Annotated in this window: 13 protein-coding genes; 12 read left to right on the top strand and 1 reads right to left on the bottom strand. The window is 43.9% G+C overall.

Annotated elements, in window-relative coordinates; all coding sequences use genetic code 11:
- Positions 1-5: 5 nt before the first annotated feature.
- The 6 genes from OH461_RS07480 (at position 6) to OH461_RS07455 (ending at position 6128) form a co-directional block, all read left to right on the top strand.
- Positions 6-491, top strand: a complete 486-nt coding sequence (locus OH461_RS07480; protein ID WP_333482218.1) for a hypothetical protein — start codon at positions 6-8, stop codon at positions 489-491.
- 1 nt (position 492) lies between these two features.
- Positions 493-1581 (top strand): porin, encoded by a 1089-nt coding sequence (locus OH461_RS07475; RefSeq protein WP_270020008.1) that lies wholly within the window; start codon positions 493-495, stop codon positions 1579-1581.
- A 487-nt stretch (positions 1582-2068) separates the two neighbouring features.
- Positions 2069-2512: a DUF4402 domain-containing protein gene (locus OH461_RS07470; protein ID WP_270020007.1), complete on the top strand. Its 444-nt coding sequence runs from the start codon at positions 2069-2071 to the stop codon at positions 2510-2512.
- A gap of 145 nt (positions 2513-2657) precedes the next feature.
- On the top strand, positions 2658-2981 hold the full coding sequence (locus tag OH461_RS07465) for a DUF4402 domain-containing protein (RefSeq protein WP_270020006.1): 324 nt from the start codon (positions 2658-2660) through the stop codon (positions 2979-2981).
- The gene (locus OH461_RS07460) at positions 2978-3670 is read left to right on the top strand and encodes a fimbrial biogenesis chaperone (RefSeq protein ID WP_270020005.1); all 693 of its coding nucleotides are present in this window, start codon (positions 2978-2980) and stop codon (positions 3668-3670) included. Before OH461_RS07465 ends, OH461_RS07460 begins: the two co-directional genes overlap by 4 nt.
- Before the next feature lie 7 nt (positions 3671-3677).
- The gene (locus OH461_RS07455) at positions 3678-6128 is read left to right on the top strand and encodes a carboxypeptidase-like regulatory domain-containing protein (protein WP_270020004.1); all 2451 of its coding nucleotides are present in this window, start codon (positions 3678-3680) and stop codon (positions 6126-6128) included.
- Positions 6129-6168: 40 nt separating this feature from the next.
- On the opposite strand, the gene OH461_RS07450 is transcribed toward OH461_RS07455, so the two are convergent.
- Positions 6169-6945: a helix-turn-helix domain-containing protein gene (locus OH461_RS07450; protein ID WP_270020003.1), complete on the bottom strand. Its 777-nt coding sequence runs from the start codon at positions 6943-6945 to the stop codon at positions 6169-6171.
- Positions 6946-7053: 108 nt separating this feature from the next.
- Between OH461_RS07450 and OH461_RS07445 the strand changes: the two genes are divergently transcribed.
- The 6 genes from OH461_RS07445 to OH461_RS07420 all read left to right on the top strand — a co-directional run bounded on the left by OH461_RS07445 (position 7054) and on the right by OH461_RS07420 (position 13895).
- On the top strand, positions 7054-8328 hold the full coding sequence (locus OH461_RS07445; protein ID WP_270020002.1) for an MFS transporter: 1275 nt from the start codon (positions 7054-7056) through the stop codon (positions 8326-8328).
- 307 nt (positions 8329-8635) lie between these two features.
- Entirely contained in the window at positions 8636-10138 is a 1503-nt protein-coding gene (gene zwf / locus OH461_RS07440) for a glucose-6-phosphate dehydrogenase (protein WP_270020287.1), read from the top strand.
- Positions 10135-10851, top strand: coding sequence for a 6-phosphogluconolactonase (gene pgl, locus OH461_RS07435; protein ID WP_270020001.1), 717 nt, complete (start codon positions 10135-10137; stop codon positions 10849-10851). Before zwf ends, pgl begins: the two co-directional genes overlap by 4 nt.
- A 34-nt stretch (positions 10852-10885) precedes the next feature.
- Positions 10886-12334, top strand: coding sequence for a decarboxylating NADP(+)-dependent phosphogluconate dehydrogenase (gene gnd, locus OH461_RS07430; RefSeq protein ID WP_270020000.1), 1449 nt, complete (start codon positions 10886-10888; stop codon positions 12332-12334).
- Positions 12335-12461: 127 nt separating this feature from the next.
- Positions 12462-12911, top strand: a complete 450-nt coding sequence (locus OH461_RS07425) for a YHS domain-containing (seleno)protein (protein ID WP_270019999.1) — start codon at positions 12462-12464, stop codon at positions 12909-12911.
- A 219-nt stretch (positions 12912-13130) separates the two neighbouring features.
- Positions 13131-13895: an efflux RND transporter periplasmic adaptor subunit gene (locus OH461_RS07420; protein WP_270019998.1), complete on the top strand. Its 765-nt coding sequence runs from the start codon at positions 13131-13133 to the stop codon at positions 13893-13895.
- The last annotated feature ends 1 nt before the right edge of the window (position 13896 follow it).

Below are 13896 nucleotides of genomic sequence, written 5' to 3'. Positions count from 1 at the left end.
ACACCATGAAAGTGCACTTTTTTTCAACGTCAGCACGCCACACCATTGCAAGAAGTTTTATTTTCTCGGCATTAGTGTTGGCCGTTATTGCGCCCATTCCCAGCGAAGCGATGGCCGCGCAAGACTACGCCATATTCTCGCTAGATTCTAATTTTGAATCGCTCTCTGTGAATAAGGCTCGCAAACTCTACCGAGGAAAAACCAAACGCCTCAATGGCAAAAAAATCGAACTCTCTGATTGGCCAGAGCAAAGTGAAGAACGTTCAGAGTTTTACCAGTTCCTACTTGGAAAAAACAGCGCACAAATGAACGCCCACTGGGCCTCGCTTACTTTCTCAGGTAAAGCTCGCCCCCCAAGAGAACTGCCCAATGCAGAAATCGATGCCCTACTCAATTGGATGAAAGAAAAGCCCTATCGAATTGGCTATGCGCCACTCGAAAGTTTACCAACCGATGCCAACATCCTGTATGTAGTAGAGGGAGATAAGTAGTATGAAGCCGATTATCACCGCACTTGCACTATGTTTTAGTGCGCCATCACTGGCCGCCATCGAACTTGGTGAATACCTTTCTTTTAGTGGTTTTGGTTCTACCTCGTGGACAAAATCTGATAACCCCACTCCACTGTTTGTTCACCGCAACATTTCCGATGAAAGTTGCTTTGATTGCGATACGACCATCGGTTTTCAGTTAGATGGGTACTTCAATAACTTTCATGCTTCTGCTCAAGTGGTTAAACGACCACAAGATGATTGGGATGACCCCGAGCTAGAATGGGCGTTTATTGGCTACGAATGGCAAGATATTACCTTCCGCATCGGTCAGCAACGCTTACCTTTGTTCTTAACCTCTGAATATTATTACGTCGGCCACGCCTACACCACCGCACGACCGCCTACCGAAGTGTATGACAGTTTACTTGGTATAACGTCTTACAAAGGGGTCAGCTTCTCTTGGGAGTTTGATATTGAAGACGACGGGATAGTGGCCATTACCCCATTCTACGGAACGAAAGACTCAATCTCCGTTGTTGTTAGCCCAAATAGCAAAGTCGACTTAGAAACCAAAGAAATGTGGGGCATCAATGTCACCTACTCTGCTGATAACTATCGCTTGAACCTAAGTTATTTAGATTCAAGTTATGATCAAAAAGTGACTTTAACCAACGTCGTGCAAATGGTGCCCAATGTGGGTCAAATTACTATTCCACAAATGATAATTGAGGATCCAAACCAAAGTATTGAGCTCTTTGCTCTAGGTGCAGAATACGAGTTTGACTACCTAACATTGGCACTTGAAGCAGAACGAAACGATAGAACCACGGCTTGGTATGGCGCTATAAATTACAACATTAATCAGATCACACCGTATCTCGTTTACGGGCAACTTTATGACATGAATGAGGATAGCATTGGCGACAGCGTAACCATTGGTGCACGATATGACTTACTCACTAATGTCTCTATCAACGCTGAATGGCAATATTTAGAATCAGACAACAATGATAGAGGTCCTTTTATTTCTGTACCTCAAGAGCAAGAAGCCCACTTGTTCACCCTTATGGTTAATTTTGTGTTTTAGGCATTCTAGTTACGACTTGCTCATTGCCACCATCGGTCCTCACGTATCGATGGTGGTAAACACCACTCCACCATCTCTCGCATTCATGTAACTGAAATATTCTTTTCACAATAGTTAATGGCTTAACTTCACAAAAACACCCCCGTCAAACACTAATTATTTAGCATTTAGCAGAAATAAAACCAAAGACCTTATTTTAGCAGTGGAAATTAATACTAAATGACTAATAAAATCTCATAATTAACACAATCAAAAACAAACGATGTCTCACATTAGATAGTACTTGAGTACTATTTGCACTACGTCGCACTTATATACCGACATAACATAAACCTTATTGCCAAGATTTAACCATTGCCATAAGTTCCATAACAACAACCAATCATTAACTTATTTAAAATAACAACCTCACTGTGCTTGCCAAATAATTAATATTTTTATTTGCAAGAACTTTAAATTAATAGCATTCATTGATAAGGATATAAGCATGAACAAGTTAGTAAAAGCAGTCGTTACTTCAGCAATCGTATTATCATCTACGCAAGTATTTGCCGCGACAGGGACTTTTGACGCAACTCTTGAAGTTAAACAAGCAATCACGTTAAACCGTGTAAGTGGTTTGGATTTTGGTGTTATTACCACTAGTGACAACACTGACATTGTTATCGCTCAGGGTGACGCAGGCGCAGCGACATTTAACGTAACGGGTAAAGCAGGTGACATTGTTAACGTGAACGTCGGAGACGCGAACTCTACTACCATTAAAAATGGCGCGAACACAATCGGTCTTAGCCTAGATGCTCCAACTACTCTTACCCTGACGGGTGGTAATGCAACACTCAACATCGGTGGTACAGCAGCTATTGCTTCAGCTTCACTGGTCGAAGGCAGCTACGCGCAAAGTATCCCTGTAGAAGTAACCTACCAATAATTTAAAGGGCGGCAGTACATTTTGTGCTGCTGCTTTCATTATGCGTCTTTGCACTCTTTTTTTTACCTTGATAACGAGTTGCTTTTACTCTTTCGCTGACGCACTAGAAATAGTTCACGACAATCAAAGATTAACTTTCTCTCAGATGAGTATTTCTGGCTCTAACCAAAGAGTTATTTCTGACCCTGAACTCAATCAACCAGACGTATTTAGGTTCTATGTAAAAGGCGAAAAAGGGAAAAGCATCGGTGTTTCATTGCCTAAAAACCAACATGTAAGCAATGGAAACAGCCATATCAAAATAAATAAATTTTCCTTCGGATGTGGTTTATCTAAATCGGGAAAAGCCCTTATAAAAAACAATGGAATAACAGATTTACTTTGCATTGGAGCTAAAGCCGATATTAAAGCCAATAACGCAGCAGGAAATTATTCTAATTCGATAGTATTTGAGATTAAATATCAATGAAGTTACTTATCCTTATTTTTTGTGTGTTATTTAGCACACAGTCTTTAGCGCAGTTATTAATTGCCCCAACACGATTAGTGCTAGACGGAAGCAACACAACCACACAAAAAGTTGTCGTCGAGAATACTGGTGATGAGCCAGTAAGACTTGAAATTAGCACGACCTACAAGAAAGTTGTCGGTGACGGAGTCTATAGGCATGACGACAACATCGCTGCTTTGGAAAACATTCAGGACTCTATTCGTATCTCACCACCAGTGATCCGCAGTTTAAAACCAGGCCAGCGCCGCACAATACGCGTTCGAGTCGATGCCATTGATACCAACCAGCCAGACGGAGAGTATCGAGCTTACTTGCGTTTCTCGCCAACCCCAACGACCGAATCCGCGCCAAAAACCAGCCAGGAAAATACAACCAGCATCGATATCACATTCAAAATAAGTACGTTTATTCCTGTCTATGTCAGCAAAGGTCAACCAGCTCAAAACTTTACGTTACAGTGTCATGAAGGCAATTTCTCAATTGTTAACAATAGCGCGTTTCAGCTCGACACATGGTTAAAGCTAAGCGATGAGTCAGAGCCTAAGAAACTCATCTTACTGCGTGAGTCCACGATGACTAGACCACTAACAAAGAATCAGAAAGTGGTGTTAACACAAGATGATCAAGAGATAGCTAACTGTTCTTAGTTTATCAATGCAAAACTGGTTAATTGGGATAATCTCTATCATTGGGCTTTTAGGTACGCCCTATACAAAAGCTGAAGAGTATTACCCTGCGCACATCGAAGTAAAACTGTCATCGACCGGAGACAACTTCTATCGCGTCATCATGGATGAAAGCGAACAACCTTATGTGTCTCCAGAAAACATGGCACTCTATTTATTAGAAATGCTAGGGGAATGTCGCGCGACTCAATGCGAGTTTTATCTTCCTAACGATTTAGGCTATGAAAGCCCTCCCTACGTCATTGATCTGAAAAGCAAGACATGTCATCAACTCGACACTTCGGCAAAACCCATACAATCAGTTCACTTCGAAAATAAATGGTACATACATTGGCAAAGTCTTGAGCAATGTTTACCAGTCAAAACTCAATGGAGTATTAATAACTACCAATTGACCATGACAAGGGGGTTTAAATCTCGAGCGCAACTGGAGGAAGAAATAGAGCGATTGAGAAAAGACACGAAACAAAAAGCCCAAGAGCATGAAAAAAACAGCCAAAAGGTTGCTCACCTTCCTAACCAACATTGGGGAGCGTCTGCGCGAATATCCACATCACTATCATTTGATGAAAAGAATCACCTAGCGATTTCTGGCCTATCTGACATTTTAGTCAGCACGCCAGACTCTCTATCTCAATTTTCTGTCGATAGCCGTCTCGAAAGACCATTAGCTTATTATAACGTAGCGATCTCAACTAACGACGACGCTGGCGTACTTGAAATTGGGCACGTGTTGCTAGATGGAGGAATCTTCACGAACAATAGTAGCTTGGAAGATGGCATTTACTACACCAACCGAAAGTTGGCCGTCGGGTTTGGCACCTTACAACTGGAAAATAGCACCAAACCCAATATAGATATCGACGTTTTGGTCAACGGCATTTACAAAAACAGCTATCGCTCTGATTCTTTCGGTCGTTTTACGATACAGGAGCAAGATATAGCACCGGGCGATACGATTACCTTTCGTTATTTTCTCGGCGAAGGTTTATGGTCAGAAGAAGAAATCGTCGTCGCTGGAGTCGATCATAATTTTCTTCCGAAGGGCGAATGGTCTACTCAGTTTTCTTTTGGTTCTGAAGAACAATACGCAGCGGGGCTTACTATTGACTATGGCCTTTCTGACTACATCACCATTGGCAGCTCATGGTTCCACGTCGATGATACTGACTATCTCGGTTTCCAAGTGAAGTATCTTCCTGCGCATTGGCTATCAACGCAAATAGGTTGGCTGTCACAACAACAGCGCCTTCCTATCGAGTTAGACTTGCTCATTGACAAAGGGCATTCGCTGTCACTTTTGTTTAACCAAAAAGATAACTTTGAACCGAACAGTTTGAATTACCACAAGCTACATTACGGTATTGCCTTTAACACCACCAGCCTGTCACTCAATAGCGTCTTAAATGATAAAAAATACCAGATCGAACCCTCTTTTAGTTGGCGAATTAATAATAGTTTATACGCCAACTATACTACCGATTTTACCAAGATGCGTGATAGCGGAGAAAGCATCACCGAGCATGTTTTAAACTTAACCAAAAGTAGCTTTTCCGATACTTCTTGGAGTTTGACTAGTCATTTTGACCATCAAGGTCGTCACCAGCGCAGCCACGCTCGTTTACGCAAAGCATGCAGCAATTGCTGGCTTACAACATTCGGCTTATTTGACGAGGTCACCGCCAACCTGTCTTTGCTTTATCAAGATCATGAGTTGGACACCACAGCCTCTATACACGGGACAATTAACCCCAATGTAAAGTTGAGCGTCAATGGCACAGACGATAGCTACCTAATTGAGCTGACCACCGAATTCGGCGCAAAAACAAATTTCAAACAAGCGAGTCATCAAATGACCACGTGGGATCAATACAGCTTTGCCAAAGTTGTCGGCCAAGTAGTGGATGAACAAGGCAAAGGCATTGGAGGCGTTAAGCTGCAACTACTCAGTCAATATGTTACGACCAATGCCACTGGTGAATTTACTTTTGACAACATACCCGCCCGCAAGGGCTTAGCAATTCAGATTGACGAAGGGTCTCTCGATTTGAGTTTAAGCCCTACGCAAAACCCGATTTTCGTTGATACAAGAGAAGTTGCGACTTCTCAAGTCAACATTGTACTGCTTGCCTCATTTGGTATTGATGGGCAAATACATATGTCACTTAACGAAAAATCCTATATACACTTTAAACATCTGCAGAAACAGACAGAGCACTCCAGTATTGTCGATTCAGATGGGTATTACGTGGTTGAAGGGCTTACTGCAGGCGACTATTTAATAACTTTAGAGGTGGGTAAAAAGCAATACATCATCTCACGCAAGCTAGTCAGTGATTTTTGGTTGTCTGGTTTAGACTTTACTCTTGAAGACTTTGCCCCAGATCTTAGTCGAAAAACGGCACCGAAAATGGGTTGAGATTCACTTAAACCTCATCAACTAAAACTCGAGAGACCCTTTATCTTAAAAGCTCTGGCGCAATATTGGGAATCGTGGGCAAATCATCATGATATGCCCCTTGAGCGCCCATCATTACAAAGGTATGCGGCTTGGTCACTAACGCCTTTCGAGCTTGCTTGTTTTGACTATCGCGTAGCTTTGCGAACAACCATTCTTCTAATGTTTGCCTGATCTCTTGAAACTCATCAAAAGTAAGCTCGGCCTTTAAGCTCACTAAAAAGCCTTGGTCATCATCTGGCGAGAGTTCAATCACCCGCTCTTTCAATCGATTAACCACATCATGAGTGAAAAAGGCAGCATATTTAGAGCCAACATCAAACGCGGTGTGTGCAGGCGCAAGTAGCTTAACGTGATTGTTTAGCCCAAGCTCTATTAGCTCCAACTTATCAAGCTGAGACAAATAAAGATGAACCGATGCTGGCGACAATTGGTATAACTCAGCAACCTCCGCCACGGAAAGCTCTTCAGCTAGCTTACTCCAAAAAGTAAATAGCGCTGGCTGCGCAAAAAACGCTGCATCTTGCTCCGCGGTAAAAAGTGGGATGCTATTGAGATTTCGTTCTGCTTCATCCAATAATTTCGACAGTGTCAGTGATAATATTTGGCAGATTGTAATTAATCGCTGCAAAGAAAGAGGCTGTTGATTATTCAACAAACGTTTCACGCTCACCTCAGAGAGGTCCATCATCAAACCTAGGTCTTTGTAACCTACCCTTTGCCTACGCAACTCCTTCTTGAGTAACTCACACACTTGCTGCAGTAACTTATCGTCCATATCCGTTCATCTAAAGCGCCCTTAGGTATCATTATATTACCCATGTCACGAACACTTTGAAATAGAGGTCAAAATAAGAAACCCTTCAACATGCAGGAGGACGTAACCATGAAGAAAACCACCCTAACCATCCAATATGCAATTCAGCAAACGTTGCACTGGTTCATTGCTGGTCTAGCCATACCCGTGCTGGTACTCATTTTTCAAAGCCGCTCTCTTAACCTCTCTGATATCGGCTTAATTATGGCGATTTGGGTCGCTTCAACCGCATTGTTAGAAGTGCCGCTTGGCGTTTTAGCCGATAGAATTGGCCGCCTAACCACCTATTTAATTTCGTTAGTGATACTTACGCTGGGCAGTTTGATGCTGCTAATTGCAGACTCTTTTGCATCGATCGCTTGCGCGGCTTTATTGCTTGGCACTGCTCGGGCTGTCTACTCAGGTACGTTAGACGCGTGGTTTTACGATGCGTTTACGGCTGCGAAAGGCTCGATGAGCTTTCATCAGGCACTGGCTAAAGTCAACTTTATGGTCACTATTGGCCTTGCCTTTGGCGCATTGGTTGGTGGCTATCTCGCCAGTTGTGCCCATTTGGTCCCTTTTGAATTGCAGTCCGCAATGGACACAAACCTAGTCGTAATTGCTATGCTGAGCGTATTACTGATGGGAATCACGCCTTGCTTAATAAAAGAGTCGTCAGCGTACTCCCATAAATGCAGCGAAAGCCATCAAGAAAACCGCAATACTTTAACGATGTTGCAGGCGAGTTTTTTCCACTCAACGATTGGTTGCCTGTTTAAAACGGGTATTATTTACGGCTGGGTACTTTCTGGGTTAGAGAACTTATGGCAACCCTATTTAAAGCAGTTAATCGGTGACTCATCATCTATCAGTATATTTGGCCTGATTGCTGCGCTCTATTTTGTCATGGCTGGCGCGGCGTCTTTGGCCTCGCAACCGCTACTGGCATTGTTTAAACACTCTCACCGCGCGCTATTGGTTGTATCCCGTTTAGGAGCGGCACTTCTGCTCTTTCTTTTGGCATCTAGCCAATCCGTCATTGGCTTTAGTTGCTTATATCTTGGCTTTTTCTTTTTATTCACCATCGGATGTAACTCAGAAACATTGCTCGTCAATCAGCACACGCCATCAAACCATCGCTCGACCATTCTGTCTCTTCATTCACTGGTTATTACTAGCGGAGCGGTCATCGCTTCTACTTTGCTAGGTTGGCTAGCGCAATACCACTCTATCTCTTTAGCATGGCAGTTTAGCGGGGTACTTTTAGCCATCAGCTGTGGCTGGCTTTATCAGCTGCCAAAATCAACCGAAAAGCAGCTAGGTGATGAACTCGAACCAGAATCCGTACACAAAGTGGCCTAATTTAAATATTCGACCTAAATTTGAAAGGTTTTTCTATCATTCAACCACTGATGCAACCAGATAGTAGAAAAAAACGTGCTATAAATTAACCGATTGCGTCCTTGGCAGTTGATGTGAATCAAATTGTCAGGGACAATACCGCGCCGTATTGAGATTGTTCTCAACAACAATTCGGTTTTGCCTATCGTTTAAATAGGCACGAGCGATTATCTATTTTGAGGTGTCGTTGATAGGTTTGTTTCCTAACATAATGATTAGAATGCCAAACCTAGGCACGCAATTACTACCTCGTTTTAAGGGAAAGATGATGGTAATTCCAGAAAACAGCAGCATCGTTATTTTTGGTGCTTCGGGCGACTTAACCTACCGTAAGTTGATCCCCGCTTTATACCACCTCTACGCGAACAAGCAGCTTCCTGAAAACTTCGCCATTTTGGGTGTAAGTCGAACTGAATACAGCGATGACTCGTATCGCGACAAGCTAAAACGCTCTCTCCAAGAGATGGAGAAAACTGAACCCGCAACCCTAGATGCATTTATTAACCATTTGCACTACCAAGCGATTAATACCTCTGATACTGAGAACTACAGCAAACTGGCTGACCGTTTAGACCAACTTGCAGATCAGTACCAATTTGAACAGCGTAACACCCTGTTCTATCTAGCGACACCACCTAGTTTGTACAGCGTGATTCCAGCGAGCCTAGCCGCGCATGGTCTGAACAACGAAGAGGATGGTTGGAAACGCCTGATCATCGAAAAACCATTTGGCTATGACCTTGAATCAGCACGTACGTTAGATAAAGAAATCCACGAGCACTTCCAAGAGCACCAAATCTATCGTATTGACCATTACCTAGGTAAAGAAACTGTACAAAACTTATTGGTGTTCCGTTTCTCTAACGCCATGTTCGAGCCGTTGTGGAACCGCAATTACATCGAATATGTTGAAATTACTGGTGCAGAGTTCTTAGGCGTTGAAGAACGCGGCGGCTACTACGATGGCTCTGGCGCTGTGCGCGATATGTTCCAAAACCATCTATTGCAAGTACTTGCCATGGTCGGTATGGAGCCACCAGCACAGATTAATGCCGACTCTATGCGTGACGAAGTAGTAAAAGTGCTGCAATGCCTTAAACCGCTAGAGGAAGAAGACCTACGCAACGATCTCGTGCTTGGTCAGTACACCGCTTCTGACGTTCGTGGTGAACAACTGATTGGCTACCGTGAAGAAAACGGCGTTGCCGATGACTCACGCACCGAAACATACATTGGCCTGAAAGCGCATATCAATAACTGGCGTTGGAATGGCGTACCATTCTATGTACGTACAGGTAAACGCTTACCGACTCGCGTTACTGAGGTGGTTATCCACTTCAAACAGACGCCACACCCAGTGTTTGGTCAAAACGCACCTGAGAACAAGCTCATCATCCGTATTCAGCCAGATGAAGGTATTCAAATGAGCTTTGGTTTGAAAGAACCGGGCGCAGGCTTCAACGCTAAAGAAGTGAAGATGAATTTCCACTACGCTTCGCTACAAGAAACGCAAATGCTTACGGCTTATGAGCGTCTTCTACTTGATGCTTTAAATGGTGATGCTACTCTATTTGCTCGTACCGATGCGGTTGAAGCATGCTGGAAGTATGTCCAACCCATTCTAGACTTCAAACAAGATCCGCAAGCCCTATTCGGATACGCATGTGGTACTTGGGGTCCTAAAGAATCGGACGACTTACTACAACGAGATGGCCGCGCTTGGCGCTTCCCTTGTAAGAACCTAACAGACACGGATTACTGCGAACTATGATCAACCATAAGATCTTCCAAACTGCTGACCAAGTAGTGGAAAGCCTTGCCAACGATTTGAAAGTATTCAGCGAGCTAAATCGCCCTGTGCATATTTCACTTTCGGGCGGCAGCACACCTAAGATGCTATTTAAACTATTAGCAAGTGCGCCATACGCAGAGTCTATCCAATGGCAAAATCTTCACTTCTGGTGGGGTGATGAGCGTTGTGTCGCACCAGACGATGCAGAAAGCAACTACGGTGAAGCGAACGCGCTGCTATTTAGCCAAGTAAATCTTCCAGCTGAGAACATCCACCGTATTCGTGGTGAAGATGACCCACAAACAGAAGCAGAACGTTTCGCGAAAGAGATGGCCGACGTCATCCCTTGTGAGAACGGGACACCTGTTTTTGACTGGATTCTATTAGGTGTAGGCGCTGACGGTCATACCGCTTCCCTATTCCCAGGCCAGACAGACTACAATGATGAGAACCTATCGGTATTAGCTTCTCACCCTGAGTCTGGCCAAATCCGCGTGTCTAAAACCGCGAAAGTTTTAGAAGCCGCAAAACGAATCAGCTACCTAGTGCTTGGCGCTGGCAAGGTTGAAATCGTACACGAAATTCATACTACTCCGGCGAATGAGCTGCCTTACCCAGCAGCAAAAATCCAGTCTAAAACTGGTGAGACTGAGTGGTACTTAGATTCAGACGCAGCAGAAAAAATCGCGTAACGCGAGCGTCTTTTAGAATAATTGGAGAGAAACAATGAAAGGTGATATCGGTGTAATTGGCCTAGCAGTAATGGGTCAAAACCTTATCCTAAACATGAACGACAATGGCTTCACTGTTGTTGCTCACAACCGTACTGCTGCGAAAGTAGACGAGTTCCTAGAGGGTCCAGCAAAAGGCACAAACATCATCGGCGCATACTCGCTAGAAGAGCTGGTTGAAAAGCTAGAAGCACCACGTAAAGTGATGCTTATGGTTCGTGCTGGTGAAGTTGTCGACAAGTTCATTGAAGCACTAACTCCTCTGCTAGACAAAGGTGACATCATCATTGATGGTGGTAACACTAACTACCCAGACACTAACCGCCGCGTTGCTGCTCTACGTGAGAAAGGTATTCACTTCATTGGTACTGGTGTTTCTGGTGGCGAAGAAGGCGCTCGTTTTGGCCCATCAATCATGCCAGGTGGCGCACCAGAAGCTTGGGAAGCCGTTAAGCCGATCTTCCAAGGTATTGCAGCAAAAACTGACGCTGGCGAACCATGTTGTGATTGGGTTGGTAATGACGGAGCAGGCCACTTCGTTAAAATGGTACACAACGGCATCGAATACGGTGACATGCAGCTAATCACTGAAGCTTACCAGTTCATGAAAGATGGTCTTGGTATGTCTGCTGATGAGATGCAAGCTGTATTTGCTGATTGGAACAAGACAGAGCTAGACAGCTACCTTGTTGAGATCACTGCTGACATCCTTGGCTACAAAGATGAAGATGGTGAAGCTCTGGTTGAAAAGATCCTAGACACTGCTGGTCAAAAAGGCACAGGTAAATGGACAGGTATCAACGCTCTAGACCTAGGTATTCCACTAACGCTTATCTCTGAATCTGTATTCTCTCGTTGTCTATCTGCACTAAAAGACCAACGTGTAGAGGCAGAAGCTCTGTTTGAGAAAACAATCACACCTGTTGAAGGCGACAAGCAAGAGTGGGTTGATGCACTACGCCAAGCGCTATTAGCTTCTAAGATCATCTCTTACGCTCAAGGCTTCATGCTAATGCGCGAAGCGTCTAACGAGAACGGCTGGGATCTAAACTACGGTAACGTAGCGCTAATGTGGCGTGGTGGTTGTATCATCCGCAGCGCATTCCTAGGCAACATCCGTGATGCATACGAAGCAAACCCAGACATCGCGTTCTTAGGTTCTGATGAATACTTCAAAAACATTCTACAAAGCAGCCTAACGGCATGGCGTAAAGTAGCAGCGAAATCTCTAGAGTCTGGCATCCCAATGCCATGTACGATTTCTGCGCTATCTTTCCTAGACGGTTACACAACCGCACGTTTACCAGCCAACCTACTTCAAGCTCAACGTGACTACTTCGGTGCTCACACTTACGAGCGTACTGACCGTCCACGTGGTGAGTTCTTCCACACTAACTGGACAGGTACTGGCGGTAATACTGCGTCTACGACATACGACGTTTAATCTGTCACCCAGATAAACACTAAAGGCGCTCATATGAGCGCCTTTTTGTTTGGCAACTACTTAACAGTTTGTGAAATTTTCTTCTCTCTTTCCCTATCTATACTAAGAGTAAATAAGGAGAACAAGTATGAATATACTGACAAAATTGACTTTGTTCCTCACACTCTGGTTAGGGAGTCTAACTTCCGCTTTTGCACTTGAGCCGGTTTATAGTGACTTTTTCGGAAATGCGATTAAAGGCTATGACCCCGTGGCCTACTTTACGGAAAATGCAGCTGTCAAAGGCGATAGAGATTACACCTACCGCTGGAACGGCGCAGATTGGCGCTTCTCATCCAAACAACATCTTGATTTGTTTGTCGCGAATCCCACTCAATATGCCCCTCAATATGGCGGTTATTGCGCTTGGGCAGTCAGTAAAGGTTATACAGCTAAAATCGATCCTGAGGCATGGAACATTGTCGATGGAAAACTATATCTCAACTACAGCCAATCCGTTAAGCAAACTTGGCAACAAGACATTAGCGGAAACATCGCAAAAGGTGATGCAAACTGGCCAACTCTGCTAAAAAACTAACCTCTCGCATCAGCATCCATACTTAACCTCTATTTTTTCGTAAGGGCTCGTCCTGAGCCCTTACAAATTAATCTTCTACAAAACGCCACTACAGCAGTTAAATTTCCACTTTTGCTAGTTCTATCAGCCATATAGTTTCAGAACGCAATCTAGTATACAAAATATTCACGCTCGCTATATTAGTCTAAAGATAACGAAATTGTATCCGGAGAATATAAAATGAAAGGACTAACAACGTTATCTGCGGTGGTGGCACTAACCTTACCCAGTGGTTACGCTTCAGCGGTGGATCTTATCGGTCACGCGACAGCACAACAGTCACAAGATATCGTTGCTCAAGTGAGCGGCGTGGTTGACAGCCAACCATTACAAATTGGTGAACCGGTTAAAACAGGTCAGCAACTTGTGGCTTTAGAGCAAAGTGATTTTGAACTTGAGGTACGTCGTCAAGTGGCGAACCTTCAGCTTGCTCAAGCGGATCTTAAAGTGAAGAAGAGTGTGTACAATCGTTACAAAGAGCTGCGCGCTAAGAAGAGTCTATCACAGCACGATCTCGACATTTCATTTGCTGATTACCAATCAGCTAAAGCAAACCTTCAGCTTGCGCAAATCGATCTAGAGCAAGCAAAAGACAACTTAGCCCACACCAAAATCGACTCACAAATCAATGGCTTCATCGTAAGCAAAAATGTTGAACATGGCTCATGGGTAGAGAAAGGGAATCTGCTCTACAACGTAGCGAGTGTCGACAACATCATCGTGCGCTTTTTGGCGAGTGAACACGATTTAGCCGAGCTTTCTGTCGGACAAGATCTGACAATTTGGAGCGATACCGCCCCAGAAAACAAGTTCAACAGCAAAATCAAACGCATTGGTATCAACTTAGATAAGAACCTTCTTGCCTACCCTGTTGATGTTGAAATTACTAACTCGGACCACATTATCAAACCGGGTATGTCTCTTCACGCAACAACCGTAAACTAGA

The organism is Vibrio sp. LaRot3 (genome assembly GCF_027587025.1).
Lineage (GTDB): Bacteria > Pseudomonadota > Gammaproteobacteria > Enterobacterales > Vibrionaceae > Vibrio.
Note: the sequence above shows the minus strand (reverse complement) of the source record. Positions and strands in the feature narration are given on the sequence as shown.